The sequence below is a fragment of the Streptomyces sp. CA-146814 genome, assembly GCF_050942385.1.
In the GTDB taxonomy this organism is placed as follows: domain Bacteria; phylum Actinomycetota; class Actinomycetes; order Streptomycetales; family Streptomycetaceae; genus Streptomyces.
The window spans coordinates 6,713,886-6,736,197 of record NZ_CP192068.1 but is presented as its reverse complement, the minus strand read 5'-3'; the positions used below and the strand labels follow the sequence as shown (position 1 = coordinate 6,736,197).

Sequence of the window (22,312 nt, the reverse complement as noted above, 5' to 3'; positions counted from 1 at the left end):
AAGCACCCAGGAGCGCCCGGGAACTTCAGGAAAATGGGTGGGCATGGCAGCTGCGTTGCGTATCGGAGTGGTCGGCGGCAGCATCGCCGGGTGGGCGGCCGCCGTCGCGGGCTCGCGGGCCGGAGCGGAGGTCACCGTGTACGAGCGGAGCGGCGCCGAGCTCCAGGACCGCGGCTTCGGCATCGTGATGCCGCCGCCGCTCCACCGCGAACTGGTCGACTCCGGCTGTCTGGACGCGGAGATGGAGACGGCACCGGTGGCGACGCGGGTGTGGCTGACCCGGGAGCCGGGCGGGCGGTCGACGCGGGAGCTGGCCCGCCAGTCCTCGCCGGTGACGCCGTGCAACTGGGGTCTGCTGTGGCGGTCGTTGCGGGCGAGCGCCGGTGCGGTGCGGTATCTGCGGGGAGAGCCCGTCACCTCGGTCGGCGAGGACACCGACGGGCGGGCGGTGGTCACCACCGCGCGCGGTGAGGAGCGGTACGACCTCGTGGTCGGGGCCGACGGACACGCCTCGCGCACGCGGCAGTTGCTCGCTCCGGGACTGACTCCGGAACCGGCCGGCTATCCGGTCTGGCGCGGCGCGATTCCGCTGAGCGCGCTGGCGGACCACCCCCGGGAGCTGGAGTTGCTGCGCGGTGCGTGGGTGACGCTGGGGTTTCCGGGCGGGCACGGCATCTTCTACCTGATCCCGGGAGCGGGCGGCCGTATGCTGGCGTACGCCGTCTACGGCAGGACTCCCGGCGCCTGGAACGCCGATCCGGGGCCGTACGTACGCGAGTTGGCCCGGGAGCACTTTCCGGCGGCGTGGGCGGAGATCGTCGGCCGTGGCACGCACCGGACGACGGCCTGTCATCCGGTCGCCGATGTCCAGGTCCCGCGGGCCGCCCGGGCGCCGCTGCTGCTGGCCGGGGACGCGGCCGGGGTGAGCAGGCCGCACACGGCGAGCGGTGCGGTCAAGGCGTTGCAGGACGCGCTCTGCCTGGAGCGGGTGCTGCGGGAAGGGCCGACGGTCGGCGCGGCGCTGGAGCGGTACGCGGATGAACGTACGGCGGCGGGAGCCCACTTGGTGGAGCTGGGCCGCCGGATGGGCCGGGCGCAGGTGGAGGAGACGCCGGACTGGGCGGCCATGGGGCAGGACGACGTGGACGCGTGGTTCCGTGGCGTGCTGGCCGGGACGCGGCACTACCTGTACGAGCAACCGGGCGCCGCTGTCACGGCGTGACGCGTTCGAAGACGGCGGCGAGCGCCTGGCCGCCGCCGATGCACATCGTCTCCAGGCCGTAGCGGCCCTCGCGGCGGTGGAGTTCGCGGGTGAGCGTGGCGAGGATGCGGGCTCCGGTGGCGCCGACCGGGTGGCCGAGCGAGATGCCCGATCCGTTGACGTTGATCCGCTGCTCGTGGTCGGTCTCGCCGAGGCCCAACTCCTGTGTGCAGGCGAGGACCTGGGCGGCGAACGCCTCGTTCAGCTCGATCAGGTCGAGGTCGGCGAGGGTGAGGCCGGCCCGGTCCAGTGCCGTGCGGGTGGCGGCGACGGGCGCGATGCCCATGGTCGCGGCGGGAACGCCCGCGCGGGCGCAGGAGACGAGGCGGACGAGCGGGGTGAGGCCGAGGCGCTCCGCCGTCCCGGCGCTGGTGACCAGGCAGGCGGCGGCCGCGTCGTTCTGGCCGCTGGCGTTGCCGGCCGTGACGGTGGCCTCCGGGTCGGACTTGGCCATCACCGGGCGGAGGGAGGCGAGTTGTTCGGCGGTGGTGTCGGGGCGGGGGTGTTCGTCGGCGGTGACGGTGGTCTCGCCCTTGCGGGTGCGTACGGTGACGGGAACGGTCTCCGCCGCGTACCGGCCCTCGGCGACGGCGGTGGCCGCCCGCTGCTGGGAGCGCAGGGCCAGGGCGTCCTGGTCGGCGCGGCTGATGGCGTACTCCCGGCGCAGGTTCTCCGCCGTCTCGATCATGCCGCCGGGGACCGGGTGGTGGAGGCCTCCGGCGGTGACCCGGCCCCGGGCGAGGGAGTCGTGGAGCTGGAGGCCCGGACCTTTGATGCCCCAGCGGCCGTCGTGGGTGTAGTAGGGCGCGGCGCTCATGACGTCGACCCCGCCGGCGATCACGACCTCGCTGAACCCGGCCTGGATCTGCATCGCCGCGTCCAGTACCGCCTGGAGCCCCGAGCCGCAGCGGCGGTCGATCTGCGTGCCGGTCACGGTGGAGGGCAGCCCGGCGTCCAGGGCGGCGACCCGGCCGATGGCGGGGGCCTCGCTGGTCGGGTAGGCGTGGCCGAGGATCACCTCGTCGACCCGGTCGGGGTCGATGCCCGTACGGTCGACGATCTCCGCGATGACGCGTGCGGCCAGCGCGGCCGGTGTCTGCTGCGCGAACGCTCCGCCGAAGCGGCCGATGGGGGTGCGCAGCGGTTCGCAGATGACGACTTCGAGCGGCACGGAGGGGCCTTTCCTGAGGGCGGTGGCGGTACGCGCGGGTCCAGTGACCTTCGCATCGCTCCACTGAGTCGGTCCAATATCGAATGTGCGGCGAATCAGGAGGCCGCACGTCTCAATCGAGCGTACGCACGGGGGTCGGCAGCGCTTCCTCCGCCACGGCGAGCACCGCGCGCAGCGCGGCGGAAGGGTTGTCGGAGCGCCAGGCCAGCGCGGCGCTCAGGCGGATCGGCGGTCCGGCGAGCGGGCGGTAGACCAGGCCGTTCTGCTGGATGTGCTGGACGGAGGTGACCGTGAGGGTGACGCCGACACCGGCGGCGACCAGGGCGAGGATCGTGTACGAGTCCGGGGCCTCCTGGACGACCCTCGGGGTGAATCCGGCGCTCTCGCAGGCCTCGGTCATGGCGTCGCGGACGGTGGAGCCGGAGTTGGCGGGGAAGGAGACGAACGGTTCACCGGCGAGTACGGCGAGGGGGACGGCCTCGCGCCGGGCGAGCGGGTGGTCGGAGGGCAGGGCGCAGACCAGCTCCTCCTCGTCGATCACCCGGTGGGCGACGCCGGGCCGGGTGACCGGCAGCCGGACGAAGCCGAGGTCGAGCGAGCCGTCGGCGACCCGGGCGAGGGCGGTGTTGGCGTACGTCTGGCCGGTCATGACGAGCTCGAGCCCGGGGTGGGCGGCGCGCACGGCCCGGGTGAGCTGGGGCAGCGTCTCGTGGCTGGAGGCCCCGGCGAACCCGATGGTGACCCGGCCGTACTCGCCCTTCCCCGCCGATCTGGCGGCACGTACGGCGGTGTCCAGGTCGTCCAGGACGGTCCGTACGGGTTCCAGGAAGGACTCGCCCGCGCTGGTGAGCCGGACCGAGCGGGTGTTGCGGTGGAAGAGCTGGACGCCGAGCTCCTTCTCCAGCTGGCGGATCCGCTGGCTCAGCGGCGGCTGGGCCATCTGGAGCCGCTTGGCGGCCCGGCCGAAGTGCAGCTCCTCGGCCACGGCGAGGAAGGCGTCGAGGTGGCGTAGCTCCATGGGGGTGCCTCCTCCTGTCGGTGATACTCCCAGCGTCTCGATCCGACCTTAATTCGGTATTGGACAGCCATCAATGGCGCTGACACCGTGAGGTCCGCGGAGGCGGACGATGAGGAGAAGCGTGGACCGGACGGCCGGCAAGGTCATGTCGATGAAGGAGGCCGTCGCCGCCTTCGTCCACGACGGGGACACCGTGAGCCTCGAAGGGTTCACGCATCTCATCCCGACCGCCGCCGGGCACGAGATCATCCGGCAGGGCCGCCGCGATCTCACGGTCGTCCGGATGACCGCGGACATCGTGGTGGACCAGATGCTGGCAGCCGGATGCGTGACGCGGCTGGTCTCCTCCTTCGTGGGCAACTCCTCGGCGGGTTCGCTCGGTGAGCTGCGGCGGCGCATCGAACACGCGGATCCCGAGCCACTGGCGTACGAGGAGTACAGCCATTACGGGATGGTCTGCCGCTACCTCGCCGGTGCGCAGCGGCTGCCGTTCTACCCGCTGCGCTCGTACGCGGGCAGCGATCTGCCGTCGGTCAACCCCGGTATCCGTAAGGTCACTTCGCCGTATCCGGCCGCCGACGGGACCGCCGAGCAGATCTACGTGGTCCCGCCCGTCAATCCGGACGTGACGATCATCCACGCCCAGCGCGCCGACCGCCGGGGCAACACCCAGATCTGGGGGCTGACCGGCGTCCAGGCCGAGGCGGTGTACGCGGCGGAGAAGGCGGTCGTGGTGGTGGAGGAGCTGGTGGCGGACGAGGTGGTCCGCGCGGACCCGAACCGCACCCTCGTCCCGGCCCACGCGGTCGACGCGGTGGTGCACTGCCCGCGCGGCGCGCATCCGTCGTTCGCGCAGGGCTACTACGACCGGGACAACGCCTTCTACCGGGCCTGGTCCGCGATCAGCAAGGACCCGGTACGGCTGCGGGCGTGGCTGGAGGAGTGGGTGTACGGGACGGCCGACCACGCGGCGTACGTGGCGAAGCTCGGCGAGGAGTTCTGGGCGTCGCTCGCGGTCGGCGAGGCGCTGAGCGGGCAGGTCGACTACGGGAGGCGGCTGTGAGCGGGCGGGACATGAAGGCCACCGGGGCCGTCACCTCCTCGGAGCTGCTCTCCGTCGTCGCCGCGCGCGAACTGGCGGGCCGGCGGGCCGTGTTCGCGGGGATCGGGCTGCCGACACTGGCGGTCGAGCTGGCGGCGCTGACCGTCGCGCCGGGCATCGAGGTGGTGTACGAGTCCGGGGTCTGCGGCGCGCACCCCTCGCAGCTGCCGGAGACGATCGCGGACGCGGTGCTGATCACGGGCGCCGAGGCGGTGCTGTCGATGCCCGCGCTCTTCGGCTCGGTGCTCCAGGGCGGGCACATCGACGTCGGCTTCCTCGGGGCCGCGCAGATCGACCGGTGGGGCAACCTCAACACCTCGGTGATCGGTGCGTGGGAGAGCCCGGAGGTGCGGCTGCCGGGCTCCGGAGGCGCGGTCGAGGTGATGGCCAACGCCCGGGAGGTCTTCGTGGTGATGCGCCGCCACACTCCGCGCTCCTTCGCCGGAGAGCTCGACTTCTGTACGACGCCCGGTCCCGACCGGGCGCTGGCGGACGGCATCCGCCCGCTCGGCACCGGCGTCACCCGGGTGATCACCGAGCTGGGCCTGCTCGCCCGCGACGGCATCGGCGACGAGTTGCGGCTGGTCGCCGTGCATCCCGGAGTCACCGTCGAGCAGGTGCGGGCCGCGACCGGCTGGGAGCTGAAGGTGGCCGACACGGTCGCGACGGTGGAGCCGCCCACCGATGCGGAGCTGCGGCTCCTGCGCGACGATGTCGACCCGCACCGCGTCTACCTCCGCTGACCTCCTCCTCATGACCATCATCGCCGGAAGGGCCTCAACTGCCATGCGTATCAGGATCGTCGGAGCCGGGGCCATGGGCCGTGGCATCGCCCAGTGGGCCGCGAGCGCGGGACACACCGTGGAGCTGGGCGACGTACGGGCGGAGGCGGTGGCGGACGCCGTGGAGTTCGTCGTCTCGATGCTGGACCGGGCGGTGGCCAAGGACCGGATGACCGCCGCCGACCGGGACGCGTCCGTGGCGCGGCTGGTGCCGCTGACCGACCCGTGGTCCGCCGGGCCGGACGTGGAGCTGGTCATCGAGGCCGTACGGGAGGATCTGGAGACCAAGGCCGAGGTGTTCGGGAAGCTGGAGCGGGCGCTGCCGTCCTCCGCCGTCTTCGCGACCAACACCTCCTCCCTGTCGGTGACCCGGATCGCGGCGACCCTCCAGGACCCGTCGCGCCTGGCCGGGCTGCACTTCTTCAACCCCGTGCCGCTGATGCGGATCGTGGAGGTGGTGCCGGGCGCGGCGACCCGCCCGGAGATCCCGGCCGCGCTGACCGAGCTGGTGGAGGGGTGCGGACACCGGGCGGTGACCGTGGCCGACACCCCTGGATTTCTGGTCAACCACGCGGGTCGCGGGCTGGTGACGGAGGCGCTGGCGCTGCTGGAGGAGTCGGTGGCGGTTCCCGCCGACATCGACCGGATCGCGCGGGACGTGCTGGGGCTGCGGATGGGCCCGTTCGAGCTGATGGACCTCACCGGGCTGGACGTCACGGCCGCGGTGATCGACTCGATCTGGCAGGGCTTCCGGTACGAGGACCGGCTGCGCCCTTCGTACCTGACGCCGAACCGGGTGGTGGCGGGGCTGCACGGCCGGAAGACCGGGCAGGGCTGGTACGCGTACGGCGAAGGCGCGGAGGGACCTGTTCCGGAGCCGGCGGTGACCGGGGACGGCGACCGGCCGGTGTTCCTGGCGCCGAACGGGTCCGTGGAGACGACGGCGTACGTGGACGCGCTCGCCGGTGCGCTGGACGCGGCCGGGGTCCGGGTCGAGCGGGGCGACGGGCCGTCCGCCGAGGCGCTGGTGCTGGTGCCGGTGTGGGGCACGACGGTGTCCGGTGCGATCCGGGCGGGCGGGCTGCCGGCGGAGCGGACGGTGGGCGTGGAGGTGCTGCCTTCGGCCGGGCGGCGGCGGGTCCTGGCGGTGACGGCCGCCACCGGTCCGGCCGCGGCCCGGGACGCGCGGGCGGTGCTGGCGCGGGCGGCGGCGGACGAGCCGCACGCGGTGACGGTGGTGCGGGACACGGCGGGCTCGGTCGCGCAGCGGCTGCTGTCGTCGATCGTCGCGGTCGGCGCCGCGATCGCGGAGCGTTCGCTCGCCACCCCGGCCGACATCGACCTGGCGGTGACGACCGGCCTCGGCTATCCGGCCGGGCCGCTGGCCTGGGGCGAGCGGATCGGGGCCGCGCGGCTGCTGGAGCTCCAGCGGTCGCTGCACGCGGCGACGGGCGACCCGCGCCACCGGCCGACGCGGTGGGTGACCGAGCGGGCGGATCTGGGGCTGGCGCTGACGGATGCGGGGACCTCGGTGGGTGAGTGCTGGGGCTAGGGCCTGTCGTCAAACTGCCGTCGTCGCCCGGCAGGCGGCAGTTTGACGACAGGCCCTGGCGGGGCCGCCCGGCGTCCGATTCGTACAAGACAGTGCGGACGTCCTGCGCCTACCGTCGTCCCATGACTCCACGATTCGACGCGATCAGCATCATCACGGCCGACCTGGCGGCCTCGCTCGCCTTCTACCGCAGGCTCGGCCTCGACATCCCGGCCGGGGCGGAGGCCGCCCCGCATGTGGAGGTGGTCCTGCCGGGCGGGCAGCGGCTGTTGTGGGACACGGAGGACGTCATCCTCTCGTTCGACCCGAGCTGGGAGCGCCCGGCGGGCGGGGAGCGGCTGGGGCTGGCGTTCGTGTGTGACAGCCCGGCGGAGGTGGACGCGCTGTACGCGGAGCTGACGGGTGCCGGGCACGCCGGGCATCTGGAGCCGTGGGACGCGGAGTGGGGGCACCGCTACGCGGTGGTGCTGGATCCGGACGGGTCCGGGGTCTCGCTGTTCGCGTCCGCGTCTCCCGCTTCGCCTGCCGAGAAGTAGGTCCCGAGCGTCGTGCCGGCCAGGTCACGCATCTCGCGCGCGAGGTGGGCCTGGTCGGTGCAGCCCGCCGCCGAGGCCGCTTCGGCGTACGGGAGGCCGGTGCGGATGAGGTCCAGGGCGCGCTGGAGGCGGAGGATCCTCGCCAGCGTCTTGGGGCCGTAGCCGAAGGCGGCCAGGGAGCGGCGGTGGAGCTGGCGGGCGCCGAGTCCGGCATCCGCCGCCGTCGCCGCGACCGTACGGCCCCGGCGCAGGCCTTCGGCGACGGCGACCGTACGGGGGTCCGGCGGCCCGGTCTCGGCGATCCGGTCCAGGGCGAACCGCTCCAGGGCCGCTGCGGGGTCGGAGGCCTCGTCGATCCGCTCGGTGAGGCGGCGTACGGTCGCGGAGGGCCAGAGGTCGGCCAGCTCCGCCCGGTGGTCGCGCAGCAGTGACGCCGGTACGCCGAGGAGTACGGGCGCGGTGCCGGGGGCGAACCGGATCGCGGCGCAGGAGGCCCGGTTCTGCGGCTCCACCGCGAAGGCGTGGGTGTCCGGGCCGGCGACGACGATGCGGCCGCCGGTCCAGATCAGGTCCATGCAGCCGTCGGGCAGCACCGAGCGGGCCTTCCGCAGCGGACGGTCAGGAGCGTCCCAGGTCCAGACGACGGCACCGGGCAGGCGGGAGGGCCGTTCCCGGTACCGGTGCTGCTGTTCCTGGTCCATGTTTCCACGCTAGCGCGCGAGGTCAGGCCGACGGCGGTCCGGAGTTGTCCCGGGGCTGCCCGGCCTCCTTGGCCTTGGTCTCCTTGGTCTCCCGGGGCTCCTTCGGCTCCTTCTCCCAGGTCGACTGGAGCCGTGACTTGACGTCGTCGGGGGGCAGGAAGCGGGACCAGCGTTCGGGGAACTCCGACGGCATGTACGCCGGGCCGTCGTCCTCGTCCTCCTCGTCGTCCCCGGTGTCCCAGGTGGCCGGGCGGGTGCGGGCGACGAACTCGGCGGCCTGGGCGGCGCGGACGCGTTCGGTGGCCTCGCGGGCGGCGGCGGTGGCGAGGGAGGGCCACACGTGGTCGATGGCGGCGTTGACCGCGGCGCCGACCAGGACGGCGAAGGCGGAGATGCCGATCCAGAGCAGGACGGCGATCGGTGCCGCCAAGGAGCCGTAGATCGTGGGGCCCTCGACCGTGTTGGTGAGGTAGATCCGGAGCAGGAAGCTGCCGAGCACCCACATCCCGAGCGCCACGAGCGCGCCGGGCACGTCCTCGATCCACGGTGAACGGACCGGGACGGAGACGTGGTAGAGCGTCGTGAGGAACGCGATCGTCAGCAGTATCACCACCGGCCAGTACAGGACGGCGATGACCTCGGTGCCCCACGGCACGAACTCGACCACCCGGTCCGGGCCGACGACGAGCAGCGGCAGCACCACCGCGCCCAGCAGCAGGGCGACGACGTACAGCAGGAAGGCGAGCAGGCGGGTCTTGACGATGCCGCGGTGGCCGTCGAGGCCGTACATGACGGTGATGGTGTCGATGAAGACGTTCACCGCGCGGGAGCCGGACCACAGGGCGATGGCGAAGCCGATGGAGATCACGTCGGGACGGGCGCCGGTGGTGACGTCGGCCAGCAGCGGTTTGGCGAACTCGTTGACCCCGCGCTCGGAGAGCACGGTCTGCGAGGCCGAGAGGATGTTGCGCTCGATGGAGGCGACCGTCTCGGTGGTCGTCCACTCGTCGACGTAACCGAGCAGTCCGATCATGCCGAGCAGCAGCGGCGGCAGGGAGAGCAGGGTGAAGAAGGCCGCCTCGGCCGCCAGCCCGAGGATCCGGTACTCGATGCACGAGTTGACGGTGTCCTTGAGCAACTGCCACGCCATCCGCCGCTTGGAGACGTTGCGGTAGAGGACTCGGGCCCGGTGGAGCCGGCCCGGTGGCCGCTCGGGTGTTTCATTTGCTGCCTGCACCTCCTTACCGTATCGGCATGGCAGCCACCACCCACACAGTGACCAATCAGGTTCCGCCGCTGGTCGGCTATGACGTCTTCGCCGCCGACCGGGCCCTGTCCGAGGCCGTCGAGCGGCACATCGAGCCGGGCGTCCTGCCCGTGGCACAGGAGGAACTCAGCAGGCTCGGGCAGTCGGCGGGTTCGGCCCAGGCCCAGGAGTGGGGTGCGCAGGCCAACGAGCATCCGCCCGTTCTGCGCACGCATGACCGGTACGGAAACCGGATCGACGAAGTGGAGTTCCATCCGTCCTGGCACCGGCTCCTGGGCCACGCGGTCGCCGCCGGGCTGACCGATGCCTGGGGCCGTCCGGCCGGCCATGTGCGGCGTGCGGCCGGGTTCCTGGTCTGGACGCAGGCGGAGGCGGGCCACGGCTGCCCGCTCTCGATGACGCACGCCGCCGTGCCCGCGCTGCGCACCGACCCGTTGCTGGCCGCCGAGTGGGAGCCGCTGCTGACCTCGTACGTGTACGAGGAAGGGCTGCGCACGCCAACGCGGAAGGCCGGAGTCCTCTTCGGGATGGGCATGACGGAGAAGCAGGGCGGCACCGACGTACGGTCCAACACGACCCGGGCGGAGCCGGTCTCCGGCGGTGGGGAGTACCTGCTCACCGGGCACAAGTGGTTCTGTTCGGCGCCGATGTCGGACGGGTTCCTCGTGCTGGCGCAGGCACCGGGCGGGCTGACCTGCTTCCTGGTGCCGCGGGTCCTGCCCGACGGTACGCGCAACGTGTTCGCGATCCAGCGGCTGAAGGACAAACTGGGCAACAAGTCCAACGCCTCCAGCGAGGTCGAGTTCGACGGGACCTGGGCCCGCCGGGTCGGCGAGGAGGGGCGCGGGGTGCGGACCATCATCGAGATGGTGGCGGCCACCCGGCTGGACTGCGTGGTGGGTTCGGCGGCGCTGATGCGACAGGCGGTGGCGCAGGCGATCCACCACACCACCCACCGCTCCGCGTTCGGCGGGCTGCTGATCGACAAGCCGCTGATGCGCAACGTGCTGGCCGATCTGGCGCTGGAGTCGGAGGCGGCGACCGTCCTGGCGATGCGGCTGGCCTCGGCGTACGACACGGACACCGAGGAGGAGCGGGCGTTCCTGCGGATCGCGGTGCCGGCTGCGAAGTACTGGGTCACCAAGCGGTGCACGCCGGTCGTGGGCGAGGCGCTGGAGTGCCTGGGCGGCAACGGGTACGTGGAGGAGTCCGGCATGCCCCGGCTGCTCCGTGAGGCGCCGCTCAACTCGATCTGGGAGGGCTCGGGCAACGTACAGGCGTTGGACGTGCTGCGGGCGCTCCAGCGGGAGCCGCAGGCGCTGGACGCGTTCCTGCGGGAGGTCGGGAAGGCGCGGGGGGCCGATCACCGGCTGGACGCGGCGATCAAGGACCTGCTGACGGAGCTGGCGGACCTGGAGGGGATCGAGGCGCGGGCGCGGCGTCTGGTGGAGCGGATGGCGCTGGTGCTCCAGGGGTCGCTGCTGGTGCGGTGGGCGCCGCCGGAGGTCTCCGACGCGTTCTGCGCCTCGCGGCTCGGCGGGGACTGGGGCACGGCGTTCGGGACGCTGCCGCACAGTCTGGATCTGGCCTCGGTGGTGGCACGGGCCCGGCCGGTCGCGGAGTAGACACCCCCTAAGGGGAAGCGACGGAGGGTGGTGCTGCGCCGACACGGCACCACCCTCCATGCTTGAACCGTGCCGCTCGCCGGGCACGGGCCCGGCGTACGGCACGCTCCCACTCTCGTACGGTTCGGTGCGGCATCGCCAGAGTTGCAAAGGGTTGCAACCATTGTGTGGACTGCGCGGCGGGGGCGTCCGGGCAGCGGCAGGATGGGGCCGGAGAGCTCACAGTGTTTCGGGGGGAACGGGTGGGGACCATGAGTCGGACGAGTTCTGCCGGAGCGGTGCGCGTGATCGGCGGGGAGGCGGAGCGGGCGACCCGGCTGCTCCACCGGGCCCGGGAGGCCCGGCTGGCGGGCGAGCGGTCCTCCGTCGCGCCACGGGCGGAGATCGACGCCTCGTGGGAGCGTGTCGTGCGCAGCGGCATCGACCCCGGGCAGTCGCCGGAGAGCGAGCTGCTACGGGCGGAGGAGATCGAGCACCGGCGGCACAGTACGGCGCTCGGCGAGGTGATGCCGGTGCTGCGGGCCGGGCTCGCCTCCATCGCGGACGCCGCGCAGCAGATCATGGTGGTCACCGACGCGGAGGGCCGGGTGCTCTGGCGCCAGGGCAACTCCGGGGTCATGCACCGGGCGCACGACATCTGCCTGGAGGAGGGGGCGGCCTGGGCGGAGGCGGCGACGGGGACGAACGCGATCGGTACGGCGCTGGCCGCCCGCGCGCCGATCCAGGTCCACTCGGCCGAGCACTTCATCCGGGCCCTGCACAACTGGACCTGCGCGGCGGCCCCGGTCCGCGACCCGCGCGACGGGCGGCTGGTGGGGATCGTCGACATCAGCGGTCCGGCCGCCACCTTCCATCCGGCGACGCTGGCCCTGGTGGACTCGGTGGCGCGGCTCGCGGAGGGCGAGATCCGCACCCGCCATCTGGTGGCGATCGAGCGGCTGCGCGCGGTGGCGGCGCCGATCCTGTGCCGGCTGGGCGGCCGGGCGCTGGCGGTGGACACGCACGGGTGGCTGGCGGCGGTGACGGGGATGCCGCCGGTGGACCGGCTGCCGCTGCCGAAGTCGCTGGTGGCGGGGCGGGTGTGGCTGCCCTCGCTCGGGATGTGCCGGGTGGAGCCGCTGCCGGGCGGGTGGCTGGTGCAGGTGTCGGACAGTACGGCGGAGGGGGCGCCGCGCCGGGCGGTGCTCGACCTGAGCCGGCCGCGGGCGCTGGCCGTGCACCTGGTGGGGCCGCTCGGGACGTCGACGCAGCGGCTCTCGCCGCGCCACGCGGAGCTGCTGTACGCGCTGGCGGTGCACCGGGAGGGCCGCAGCGCCTCCGAGCTGGCGCAGGACATCTTCGGGGATCCGACCCGGACGGTGACGGTACGGGCCGAGATCTCGCGGCTCCGGCGCCATCTGGCGGAGGTGCTGGCGCACCGCCCGTACCGCTTCGGCGACGGCGTGGAGGTGGAGGTGGTCCACCCGGAGCACCCGGGCGACCTGCTGCCGCACTCGAAGGCGCCGGTGGTGACGGGGGCGCGGCGGGGGGCCTCACCGGGCTGACCGGGCCCGCTGTGCGCCGGTCGGCGGCGGCATGGTTTTCTGGCCGCCATGAGCAACCCCGCGCAGCCCCCCGTACCGACCGCCGAGGCCACCAGGACGACCGAGGCCGAGGCGACCGAGGCCGTGACGACCGTGGCCACCACCGAGGTCACCACCTGGTCGCTGGAGCAGACCTCGCCCGCCGATCTGCGGCCCGCCGCCGTACCGGAGGGTGATCTGCGGATCGTACGGTCCGAGGTGCCGCTGCCGGAGTTCAACCGCTTCCTCTACTCCGCCGTGGGCGGCGACATCCGGTGGACCGACCGGCTGGCGATGACGTACGAGCAGTGGCGCGAGGAGCTGGAGCGTCCCGGGTCCGAGACCTGGGTGGCGTACGCGAACGGGACACCGGCCGGGTACGTCCAGCTGGACGCGCAGGACGGCGGTGCGGTCGAGATCCTGTACTTCGGGCTGATCCCGGCCTTCCGGGGGCGGCGGATCGGCGGTCATCTGCTCTCGTACGGAGCGGCGCGCGCCTGGGACCTGGCGGAACGGTGGCCCGAGCGGCCGGCGACGGAGCGGGTCTGGCTGCACACGTGCTCGAAGGACGGTCCGTACGCGATGGACAACTACCTGCGGCGGGGCTTCCGGCTCTTCGACACGAAGACCGAGGTCGAGCCGGATGTGGCGACCCCGGGACCGTGGCCGGGAGCGTACGGCGCCTGATTCCGCCGCCGGGGCCGTCTCCGGCCCCACTCGGGGGCGATTTGTCCCCCTTGCCGCCGATGCCAGCTGTGACCGGCACCACACTGTCTCATTCTTCGGGACCCTGCCGTCCACATCGTGGATAGTGGTGGACTGGCCCGAGATCCGCGTGACACGCTTCCGTCATGTCTGGAACTGGAATTGCCTTGGTGAGTCGGCGCCACGTCGACCTCTGCCGCATGTCCAGCGCCATCTGTCCGGCGCGCTGAGAGCCCCAGCACACCGCCGCACCCTTACCTCTGACACTGCCCCGCGCACCGCCGCGCCTCCGCGCGAGTGTGCCGCTCAGAGCCGCCCTCCTGCAGTCCCGAAGGACGTACCTGTCATGGCCGCTACCCCGGAACAGCCTGCGACCACCACGCCCCGCCGCAAGGCCGGACGCCACCGTGGCGAGGGTCAGTGGGCCGTGGGCCACCACACCCCCCTCAACGGGAACGAGCAGTTCAAGAAGGACGACGACGGTCTCAACGTACGGACACGTATTGAGACGATCTACTCCAAGCGCGGCTTCGACTCCATCGACCCCAACGACCTGCGGGGACGCATGCGCTGGTGGGGGCTGTACACCCAGCGCAAGCCCGGCATCGACGGCGGCAAGACGGCCGTGCTGGAGCCGGAGGAGCTGGACGACAAGTACTTCATGCTGCGCGTCCGGATCGACGGCGGCCGGCTGACCACGCAGCAGCTGCGGGTGATCGGTGAGATCTCCCAGGAGTTCGCGCGCGGGACCGCCGACCTCACGGACCGGCAGAACGTGCAGTACCACTGGATCCGGATCGAGGACGTGCCGGAGATCTGGCGGCGGCTCGAAGAGGTGGGCCTCTCCACCACCGAGGCCTGCGGTGACACGCCCCGCGTCATCCTCGGCTCGCCGGTGGCGGGTATCGCCGAGAACGAGATCATCGACGGCTCCCCCGCCATCGACGAGATCCAGCGCCGCTTCATCGGCAACCCGGACTTCTCCAACCTGCCCCGCAAGTTCAAGTCCGCCGTCTCCGGCTCGCCGCACCTGGACGTGGCGCACGAGATCAACGACATCGCCTTCGTCGGCGTGAACCACCCCGAGCACGGCCCCGGCTTCGACCTCTGGGTCGGCGGCGGCCTCTCCACCAACCCCAAGCTCGGCGTCCGGCTCGGCGCCTGGGTGCCGCTGGACGAGGTGCCGGACGTGTACGGCGGGGTCATCGGGATCTTCCGCGACTACGGCTACCGGCGGCTGCGCACCCGCGCCCGGCTGAAGTTCCTGGTCGCGGACTGGGGCGCGGAGAAGTTCCGCCAGGTCCTGGAGGACGAGTACCTGAAGCGGAAGCTGGTCGACGGGCCCGCGCCCGAGCAGCCCGCGCAGACCTGGCGCGACCACCTCGGGGTGCACCGGCAGAAGGACGGCCGTTTCTACGTCGGCTTCGCCGCGCGGGTGGGCCGGGTCGACGGCTCCACGCTCACCAAGATCGCGGAGGTGGCCGAGGCGCACGGCTCCGGCCGGGTGCGGACCACCGCCGAGCAGAAGATGATCGTGCTGGACGTGGCCGAGGAGCAGGTCGCCTCCCTGGTCGCCGGTCTGGAGGCGCTGGACCTCAAGGTCACGCCGTCCCCGTTCCGGCGCGGCACGATGGCCTGCACCGGCATCGAGTTCTGCAAGCTGGCGATCGTCGAGACGAAGGCGCGCGGAGCCTCGCTCATCGACGAACTGGAGCGCCGCATCCCGGAGTTCGACCACCCGATCACCATCAACATCAACGGCTGCCCGAACGCCTGCGCCCGCATCCAGGTCGCGGACATCGGTCTCAAGGGCCAGTTGATGCTGGACGGCGACGGCAACCAGGTCGAGGGCTACCAGGTGCACCTCGGTGGCGCGCTCGGCCTGGAGGCCGGGTTCGGCCGCAAGGTCCGTGGTCTGAAGGTCACTTCGGCCGAGCTGCCGGACTACGTCGAGCGGGTGCTCGGCAAGTTCCAGGAGGAGCGCGAGGACGGCGAGCGCTTCGCGACCTGGGCGGCGCGCGCCAGTGCGGAGTCGCTGTCATGAGCGAGCGAGCCGCCCCGTTCCACTGCCCGTACTGCGGCGACGAGGACCTGCGCCCCAACGAGACCGGTCACGGCGCCTGGGAATGCGCCTCCTGCAACCGTGCGTTCCAGCTGAAGTTCCTGGGCCTGCTGGCCCGGGGCGTCCAGCGCAACGACGGTGAAGGGGACCGGATATGACGGACACTCTGATCAGTGGTGAGCTCACCGACCGCGAACTCCAGGAGCTGGCCGAGCGGGCGGGCCGGGAGCTGGAGGACGCCTCCGCCACCGAGATCCTGAAGTGGGCCACCGACACCTTCGGGCCGCGCTTCTGCGTCACCTCCTCCATGGAGGACGCCGTGGTCGCGCACCTGGCCTCGCGGGTGCTGCCGGGCGTCGACGTGGTCTTCCTGGACACCGGCTACCACTTCCCGGAGACCATCGGGACGCGGGACGCGGTGGACGCGGTGATGGACGTCAACGTCATCACGATCACCCCCCGGCAGACCGTGGCCGAGCAGGACGCGGAGTACGGCGAGAAGCTGCACGACCGCGACCCCGACCTGTGCTGCGCGCTGCGCAAGGTCAAGCCGCTGGAGGACGGCCTGACCGCGTACGCCGCGTGGGCGACGGGGCTGCGCCGCGACGAGTCCCCGACCCGGGCGAACACCCCGGTCGTCGGCTGGGACGCCAAGCGCCGCAAGGTGAAGGTCTCCCCCATCGCCCGCTGGACCCAGGACGACGTGGACGCCTACGTGTTGGAGCACGGGGTGCTCACCAACCCGCTGCTGATGGACGGTTACGCCTCCGTCGGCTGCGCGCCCTGCACCCGCCGGGTGCTGGAGGGCGAGGACGCACGGGCCGGCCGCTGGGCCGGACGGGGCAAGACCGAATGCGGGCTGCACGGCTGATGACGACTGATCAGGAGAGTTCGATGAGCGTGACGGAGACGGGAGCCACGATCTGGCTCACCGGTCTGCCGAGCGCGGGCAAGACCACCATCGCGTACGAGCTGGCGGGCCGGCTGCGGACCGAAGGCCACAAGGTGGAGGTGCTCGACGGCGACGAGATCCGGGAGTTCCTCTCCGCGGGGCTCGGCTTCTCCCGCGAGGACCGGCACACCAACGTGGCCCGCATCGGCTTCGTCGCCGAACTCCTCGCCGCCAACGGCGTGAAGGTGCTCGTCCCCGTCATCGCCCCGTTCGCCGACAGCCGCGAGGCGGTCCGCAAGCGGCACGCCGCCGAGTCCACCACCTACCTGGAGGTGCACGTGGCGACGCCCGTCGAAGTGTGCTCCGTACGGGATGTGAAGGGCCTTTACGCCAAGCAGGCGGCCGGCGAGATCAGCGGTCTCACCGGGGTCGACGACCCCTACGAGGCGCCCGAATCGCCCGACCTGCGCATCGAGTCGCACCAGCAGACCGTGCAGGAGTCAGCGGCGGCGCTCCACGCGCTGCTCACCGAGAGGGGCCTGGCGTGAGTGCCGTCACCACCACCGTGTCCGGGGACACCGCGAACCCGTACGCGCTCAGCCACCTGGACTCCCTGGAGTCCGAGGCGGTCCACATCTTCCGTGAGGTGGCGGGGGAGTTCGAGCGGCCGGTGATCCTGTTCTCCGGCGGCAAGGACTCCATCGTGATGCTGCACCTGGCGCTCAAGGCGTTCGCGCCGGCGCCGGTGCCGTTCACGCTGCTGCACGTGGACACCGGGCACAACTTCCCGGAGGTCCTGGAGTACCGCGACCGTACGGTGAAGAAGCACGGGCTGCGGCTCCATGTCGCCTCCGTGCAGGAGTACATCGACGGCGGAAAGCTCCGCGAGCGCCCCGACGGCACCCGCAACCCGCTCCAGACCGTGCCGCTCACCGAGGCGATCCAGCAGCACCGCTTCGACGCGGTGTTCGGCGGCGGGCGGCGCGACGAGGAGAAGGCGCGCGCCAAGGAGCGGGTCTTCTCGCTGCGCGACGAGTTCTCGCAGTGGGACCCGCGCCGCCAGCGCCCCGAGCTGTGGCAGCTGTACAACGGCCGGCACGCCCCCGGTGAGCACGTCCGGGTCTTCCCGATCTCCAACTGGACCGAGCTGGACGTCTGGCAGTACATCGAGCGCGAGGGGATCGAGCTGCCGGAGATCTACTTCGCCCATGAGCGCGAGGTCTTCAACCGCAACGGCATGTGGCTGACCGCCGGGCACTGGGGCGGCCCCAAGGAGCACGAGGCCACCGAGACCCGGCTCGTGCGCTACCGCACGGTCGGCGACATGTCCTGCACCGGTGCCGTCGACTCCGACGCCACCACGCTGGACGCCGTGATCACCGAGATCGCCGCCTCCCGGCTCACCGAGCGGGGCGCGACCCGCGCCGACGACAAGATGTCCGAGGCCGCGATGGAAGACCGCAAGCGCGAGGGGTATTTCTGAGGGCCTCTCGTGTGGACCAGGCCGGGCTCGCGGGCCCTGGCACCGCACCTCGCCGCGTTGTCGTCACTCACCATGGCTCCGCCATGACTCCCTCCTCCGCCTTGCGATGCACGGCACCAGTCCCCGCTCCCTGATCCGGCCTGATCCACACGAGAGGCCCCCATGACCACCACAGCTGAGCAGTTGTCGGCCACCACCCTGCTGCGCTTCGCCACCGCCGGTTCGGTGGACGACGGCAAGTCCACCCTCGTGGGACGTCTGCTGCACGACTCCAAGTCGGTCCTCACCGACCAGCTGGAGGCCGTCGAGCAGGCGTCGCTCAACCGCGGGCAGGAGGCGCCGGACCTGGCGCTGCTCACCGACGGGCTGCGGGCCGAGCGCGAGCAGGGCATCACCATCGATGTCGCCTACCGCTACTTCGCCACCACCCGCCGCCGCTTCATCCTCGCCGACACCCCGGGCCATGTGCAGTACACCCGGAACATGGTGACCGGCGCCTCCACCGCCGAGCTGGCCGTGGTCCTGGTCGACGCCCGCAACGGGGTCGTCGAGCAGACCCGCCGCCACGCCGCCGTCGCCGCGCTGCTGCGCGTCCCGCACGTGGTGCTGGCCGTCAACAAGATGGACCTGGTCGACTACGCGGAGCCCGTGTTCGCCGCCATAGCCGAGGAGTTCACCGCGTACGCCGCGTCCCTCGGCGTCCCGGAGATCACCGCGATCCCGATCTCGGCGCTGGCCGGGGACAACGTGGTGGAGCCGTCCGCGCACATGGACTGGTACGGCGGGCCGACCGTCCTGGAGCACCTGGAGACGGTCCCGGTCAGCCACGACCTCACCGCCTGCCACGCGCGCTTCCCCGTGCAGTACGTGATCCGCCCGCAGACCGCCGAGCTCCCGGACTACCGGGGGTACGCCGGTCAGATCGCGGCCGGGGTCTTCCGGGTCGGCGAGGCCGTCTCCGTACTCCCGTCCGGGCGTACGACCACGATCACCGGTATCGACGCGCTCGGCGAGAGCGTGGACATCGCCTGGGCGCCGCAGTCCGTGACGCTCCGGCTGGCCGACGACATCGACATCTCGCGCGGTGACCTGATCGCCCCGGCCGCCGACGTGCCGCCGGTGACCCAGGACGTCGAGGCGACCGTCTGCCATGTGGCGGACCAGCCGCTCTCGGTGGGCCAGCGGGTGCTGCTGAAGCACACCACCCGTACGGTCAAGGCGATCGTCAAGGACATCCCGTCGCGGCTGACCCTGGACGACCTCTCCCAGCACCCGGCGCCCGGGCAGCTGGTCGCCAACGACATCGGCCGGGTCGTCGTGCGCACCGCCGAGCCGCTCGCGCTCGACACGTACGAGGACTCGCGGCGCACCGGCTCGTTCCTGCTGATCGACCCGGCGGACGGGACGACGCTGAGCGCCGGCATGGCGGGCGCCGCGTTCGCCGCGGTCGCCGAAGCCGTCGCGCAGGCCGCCGACGACGACGCCGAATGGGACTTCTGATGACCGGTGACTTCTTCTCCACCTTCGCGAAGGAGGGCGGCCGGGTGGGCAGCGGCGCCCTCGGCAGCGGCCAGGGAGGCGTGGGGCGATGTGCGTGATGACGTACGCGCACCGCTCGCGCGCCCTGAACCCCCCGCACCCGTACCGCCGAAGACCTGCCGACCTCCCGGCCGCGCCCCCCTGACCAGCAGCGGGACGCGAGTACCGGGTCAACGAGAGGAAAGCCTCCCGTGCCTGCCCCCCGTTCCACCGTTCGCCGCTCGATAGCCGCCGTCGCGGCCCTGCCGCTGCTGGCCCTGGCCGCCACCGCCTGCGGTTACGGCTCCGACGCCCAGGACGACGACACGAAGAAGGCGAACGTCTCCAGCGGAGAGAAGAAGCTCTCCGCGGACACCGTGAAGATCGGCTACTTCGCGAACCTCACGCACGCCACCGCCCTGGTCGGTATCCAGGAAGGCACCATCCAGAAGGAGCTGGGCGGCACCAAGGTCGAGTCGACGACCTTCAACGCGGGCCCCTCCGAGATCGAGGCGCTGAACGCCGGATCGATCGACATCGGCTTCATCGGCCCCTCCCCCGCCATCAACGCCTACGTCAAGTCCCAGGGCAAGGGCCTGCGGATCGTGGCGGGTTCGGCCTCCGGCGGCGTGAAGCTGGTCGTCAACCCGAAGAAGATCAAGACGCTGGACGACCTCAAGGGCAAGCGGATCGCGACCCCGCAGATCGGCAACACGCAGGACGTGGCCTTCCTCAACTGGATCTCCGAGAAGGGCTGGAAGGTCGACCCGCAGAGCGGCAAGGGCGATGTCTCCGTGGTCCGCTCGGACAACAAGGTGACGCCCGACGCCTACAAGTCCGGTTCGCTGGACGGCGCGTGGGTCCCGGAGCCGACGGCCTCGAAGCTGGTCTCCGAGGGCGCGAAGGTGCTCCTGGACGAGAAGGACCTGTGGCCGGACAAGAAGTTCGTGATCACGCACATCATCGTGTCGCAGAAGTTCCTCGACGCGCACCCCGATGTCGTCGAGGCCGTGGTCAAGGGTTCGGTCTCCACCAACAAGTGGATCAACGCCAACCCTGAGGAGGCCAAGGCCTCCGCCAACAAGGCGCTGGAGAAGCTGAGCGGCAAGCCGCTGCCCCAGGAGATCCTCGACCCGGCGTGGGAGTCCGTCGAGTTCACCGACGACCCGCTGGCCACCACGCTCAAGACCCAGTCGGAGTTCTCGGTGAAGGCCGGTCTGCTGGAGAACCCGAAGCTGGAGGGCATCTACGACCTGGGCCCGCTGAACAAGATCCTCAAGGCTGAGGGCCGGCCCGAGGTCTCCGACGCCGGTCTCGGCGTCAAGTAGCCAACCCGTACAGGACCCAGGATTCCCAGGAGGTGACGACCATGGCGACCACCACCCTCACCAAGGCCGAGGACCGTACGACGGTCGAGCACGCCGCCCGTCTCTCGCACGTCTCGAAGTCCTTCGCCGGACCCACGGGGCAGCAGCTCGTCCTGGACGACATCACCCTCGATGTCGCTCCGGGTGAGTTCGTCACCCTCCTGGGAGCCTCCGGGTGCGGAAAGTCGACGCTGCTCAATCTGGTGGCCGGACTCGACCGCCCGTCCGCGGGGTCCATCGAGACCCCCGGCGGGCGGCCGGCCCTGATGTTCCAGGAGCACGCCCTCTTCCCGTGGCTGACCGCGGGCAAGAACATCGAACTGGCCCTGCGGCTGCGCGGCGTCCCCAAGTCGGAGCGCCGCACCGAGGCCGAGCGGCTGCTCGAACTCGTCCGGCTCGGCGGCGCGTACGGCAAGCGGGTGCACGAGCTGTCCGGCGGGATGCGGCAGCGGGTCGCGATGGCCCGCGCGCTCGCGCAGGACAGCCAACTGCTGCTGATGGACGAGCCGTTCGCGGCGCTGGACGCCATCACCCGCGATGTGCTGCACGACGAGCTGACCCGGATCTGGCGCGAGACGAACGCCTCGGTCCTCTTCGTCACGCACAACGTGCGCGAGGCCGTACGGCTCGCGCAGCGCGTCGTGCTGCTCTCGTCCCGGCCGGGCCGGATCGCCCGGGAGTGGACGGTCGACATCGAGCAGCCGCGCCGTATCGAGGACACCGCCGTGGCGGAGCTGTCCGTCGAGATCACCGAAGAACTGCGTGGGGAGATCCGCCGACATGGCCAGCACTGACATCACGTCCGACCGCAAACGGCCGGACGCGGCGGCCGGACCCGTCGACGCGAAGCCGGACGACCTGGCCGGCCTGGAGGCCGGTCTCGACGCCCTGGACGCGGTGCAGATCCGCCGCACCCCGGTCCGCGAAGTCCTGAAGAGCAAGGTGCTGCCGCCCGTGGTGGCGGTGGCGCTGGTCCTCGTCGTCTGGGAGCTGCTGGTCCGCGCCGAGGTCACCGAGGTCTACAAGCTGCCGCCGCCGTCCGCGGTGTGGGACAGCGCCAAGGAGATGTGGCTCAAGGGCACGCTGCTGGAGGTCGTCTGGACCAGCGTCTCGCGCGGTCTGCTCGGCTTCCTCCTCGCGGTGGCCATCGGTACGCCGCTGGGGCTGTTGGTCGCCCGGGTGAGGCTGGTCCGAGCCGCGATCGGGCCGATCCTGTCCGGCCTCCAGTCGCTGCCGTCGGTCGCGTGGGTGGCCCCGGCGGTCATCTGGCTCGGGCTGAACGACAGCATGATGTACGCGGTGATCCTGCTCGGCGCGGTGCCCTCGATCGCCAACGGGCTGGTCTCGGGCGTCGACCAGGTGCCGCCGCTGTTCCTGCGGGCGGGCCGCACGCTGGGCGCCACCGGCATCCGGGGCACCTGGCACATCGTGCTGCCGGCCGCGCTGCCCGGCTATCTGGCGGGCCTCAAGCAGGGCTGGGCGTTCTCCTGGCGGTCGCTGATGGCCGCCGAGATCATCGCCTCCTCACCCGAACTCGGTCTGGGTCTCGGGCAGTTGCTGGAGAACGGCCGCAGCAACTTCGACATGCCCGGGGTCTTCCTCTCCATCCTGCTCATCCTGTTCGTCGGCATCGCGATCGACCTGCTGATCTTCAGTCCGCTGGAGCGGTGGGTGCTGCGCAGCCGAGGCCTCCTCGTCAAGAACTGAG

Annotated in this window: 22 protein-coding genes; 18 read left to right on the top strand and 4 right to left on the bottom strand. The window is 71.9% G+C overall.

Annotated elements, in window-relative coordinates:
- Positions 1-43 precede the first annotated feature (43 nt).
- Positions 44-1,222, top strand: coding sequence for an FAD-dependent monooxygenase (locus ACQP09_RS29780; RefSeq protein WP_433405235.1), 1,179 nt, complete (start codon positions 44-46; stop codon positions 1,220-1,222).
- Here ACQP09_RS29780 and ACQP09_RS29775 read toward each other — a convergent pair.
- Together ACQP09_RS29775 and ACQP09_RS29770 are read right to left on the bottom strand one after the other, a co-directional pair.
- Complete coding sequence (locus ACQP09_RS29775; RefSeq protein ID WP_433405234.1) at positions 1,212-2,432, bottom strand: acetyl-CoA C-acetyltransferase; 1,221 nt, start codon at positions 2,430-2,432, stop codon at positions 1,212-1,214. The genes ACQP09_RS29780 and ACQP09_RS29775 overlap by 11 nt on opposite strands.
- A gap of 112 nt (positions 2,433-2,544) precedes the next feature.
- Positions 2,545-3,450, bottom strand: coding sequence for a LysR family transcriptional regulator (locus tag ACQP09_RS29770; RefSeq protein ID WP_432150764.1), 906 nt, complete (start codon positions 3,448-3,450; stop codon positions 2,545-2,547).
- 121 nt (positions 3,451-3,571) lie between these two features.
- Between ACQP09_RS29770 and ACQP09_RS29765 the strand changes: the two genes are divergently transcribed.
- The 4 genes from ACQP09_RS29765 (at position 3,572) to ACQP09_RS29750 (ending at position 7,422) form a co-directional block, all read left to right on the top strand.
- The gene (locus tag ACQP09_RS29765; RefSeq protein ID WP_433405232.1) at positions 3,572-4,513 is read left to right on the top strand and encodes a CoA transferase subunit A; all 942 of its coding nucleotides are present in this window, start codon (positions 3,572-3,574) and stop codon (positions 4,511-4,513) included.
- An 11-nt stretch (positions 4,514-4,524) separates the two neighbouring features.
- Positions 4,525-5,295 carry a CoA-transferase subunit beta gene (locus tag ACQP09_RS29760; RefSeq protein WP_433406806.1) on the top strand — a complete coding sequence of 257 codons (771 nt, stop codon included), beginning with the start codon at positions 4,525-4,527 and terminating at the stop codon, positions 5,293-5,295.
- A gap of 43 nt (positions 5,296-5,338) precedes the next feature.
- On the top strand, positions 5,339-6,886 hold the full coding sequence (locus ACQP09_RS29755; RefSeq protein ID WP_433405229.1) for a 3-hydroxyacyl-CoA dehydrogenase: 1,548 nt from the start codon (positions 5,339-5,341) through the stop codon (positions 6,884-6,886).
- Positions 6,887-7,008: 122 nt separating this feature from the next.
- The gene (locus ACQP09_RS29750; protein ID WP_433405227.1) at positions 7,009-7,422 is read left to right on the top strand and encodes a VOC family protein; all 414 of its coding nucleotides are present in this window, start codon (positions 7,009-7,011) and stop codon (positions 7,420-7,422) included.
- Here ACQP09_RS29750 and ACQP09_RS29745 read toward each other — a convergent pair.
- Together ACQP09_RS29745 and ACQP09_RS29740 are read right to left on the bottom strand one after the other, a co-directional pair.
- Positions 7,341-8,123: a DUF6597 domain-containing transcriptional factor gene (locus ACQP09_RS29745; RefSeq protein ID WP_433405225.1), complete on the bottom strand. Its 783-nt coding sequence runs from the start codon at positions 8,121-8,123 to the stop codon at positions 7,341-7,343. The genes ACQP09_RS29750 and ACQP09_RS29745 overlap by 82 nt on opposite strands.
- A 22-nt stretch (positions 8,124-8,145) precedes the next feature.
- Positions 8,146-9,360: a YihY/virulence factor BrkB family protein gene (locus ACQP09_RS29740; RefSeq protein WP_433405222.1), complete on the bottom strand. Its 1,215-nt coding sequence runs from the start codon at positions 9,358-9,360 to the stop codon at positions 8,146-8,148.
- 17 nt (positions 9,361-9,377) lie between these two features.
- Between ACQP09_RS29740 and ACQP09_RS29735 the strand changes: the two genes are divergently transcribed.
- The 13 genes from ACQP09_RS29735 (at position 9,378) to ACQP09_RS29675 (ending at position 22,311) form a co-directional block, all read left to right on the top strand.
- Complete coding sequence (locus ACQP09_RS29735; RefSeq protein ID WP_433405220.1) at positions 9,378-11,015, top strand: acyl-CoA dehydrogenase family protein; 1,638 nt, start codon at positions 9,378-9,380, stop codon at positions 11,013-11,015.
- 251 nt (positions 11,016-11,266) lie between these two features.
- Positions 11,267-12,559 carry a GAF domain-containing protein gene (locus ACQP09_RS29730; protein WP_433405217.1) on the top strand — a complete coding sequence of 431 codons (1,293 nt, stop codon included), beginning with the start codon at positions 11,267-11,269 and terminating at the stop codon, positions 12,557-12,559.
- A 48-nt stretch (positions 12,560-12,607) separates the two neighbouring features.
- The gene (locus ACQP09_RS29725; protein ID WP_433405214.1) at positions 12,608-13,264 is read left to right on the top strand and encodes a GNAT family N-acetyltransferase; all 657 of its coding nucleotides are present in this window, start codon (positions 12,608-12,610) and stop codon (positions 13,262-13,264) included.
- A gap of 164 nt (positions 13,265-13,428) precedes the next feature.
- Complete coding sequence (locus tag ACQP09_RS29720; RefSeq protein WP_317824784.1) at positions 13,429-13,512, top strand: putative leader peptide; 84 nt, start codon at positions 13,429-13,431, stop codon at positions 13,510-13,512.
- A gap of 116 nt (positions 13,513-13,628) precedes the next feature.
- Positions 13,629-15,326 carry a nitrite/sulfite reductase gene (locus ACQP09_RS29715; RefSeq protein ID WP_433405211.1) on the top strand — a complete coding sequence of 566 codons (1,698 nt, stop codon included), beginning with the start codon at positions 13,629-13,631 and terminating at the stop codon, positions 15,324-15,326.
- Entirely contained in the window at positions 15,323-15,502 is a 180-nt protein-coding gene (locus ACQP09_RS29710; protein WP_018491604.1) for a hypothetical protein, read from the top strand. Before ACQP09_RS29715 ends, ACQP09_RS29710 begins: the two co-directional genes overlap by 4 nt.
- The gene (locus ACQP09_RS29705; protein WP_432150753.1) at positions 15,499-16,215 is read left to right on the top strand and encodes a phosphoadenylyl-sulfate reductase; all 717 of its coding nucleotides are present in this window, start codon (positions 15,499-15,501) and stop codon (positions 16,213-16,215) included. The genes ACQP09_RS29710 and ACQP09_RS29705 overlap by 4 nt, the downstream gene beginning before the upstream one ends.
- Positions 16,216-16,238: 23 nt before the next feature.
- Positions 16,239-16,784, top strand: coding sequence for an adenylyl-sulfate kinase (cysC, locus tag ACQP09_RS29700; protein WP_010059288.1), 546 nt, complete (start codon positions 16,239-16,241; stop codon positions 16,782-16,784).
- Positions 16,781-17,719 carry a sulfate adenylyltransferase subunit CysD gene (cysD, locus tag ACQP09_RS29695; protein WP_433405208.1) on the top strand — a complete coding sequence of 313 codons (939 nt, stop codon included), beginning with the start codon at positions 16,781-16,783 and terminating at the stop codon, positions 17,717-17,719. The genes cysC and cysD overlap by 4 nt, the downstream gene beginning before the upstream one ends.
- A gap of 162 nt (positions 17,720-17,881) precedes the next feature.
- Positions 17,882-19,219 carry a sulfate adenylyltransferase subunit 1 gene (locus tag ACQP09_RS29690; protein WP_433405205.1) on the top strand — a complete coding sequence of 446 codons (1,338 nt, stop codon included), beginning with the start codon at positions 17,882-17,884 and terminating at the stop codon, positions 19,217-19,219.
- Between the two features lie 230 nt (positions 19,220-19,449).
- Positions 19,450-20,565, top strand: a complete 1,116-nt coding sequence (locus ACQP09_RS29685; RefSeq protein WP_433405203.1) for an aliphatic sulfonate ABC transporter substrate-binding protein — start codon at positions 19,450-19,452, stop codon at positions 20,563-20,565.
- Between the two features lie 41 nt (positions 20,566-20,606).
- Complete coding sequence (locus ACQP09_RS29680) at positions 20,607-21,398, top strand: ABC transporter ATP-binding protein (protein ID WP_326702872.1); 792 nt, start codon at positions 20,607-20,609, stop codon at positions 21,396-21,398.
- Entirely contained in the window at positions 21,385-22,311 is a 927-nt protein-coding gene (locus tag ACQP09_RS29675; RefSeq protein WP_433405201.1) for an ABC transporter permease, read from the top strand. The genes ACQP09_RS29680 and ACQP09_RS29675 overlap by 14 nt, the downstream gene beginning before the upstream one ends.
- The last annotated feature ends 1 nt before the right edge of the window (position 22,312 follow it).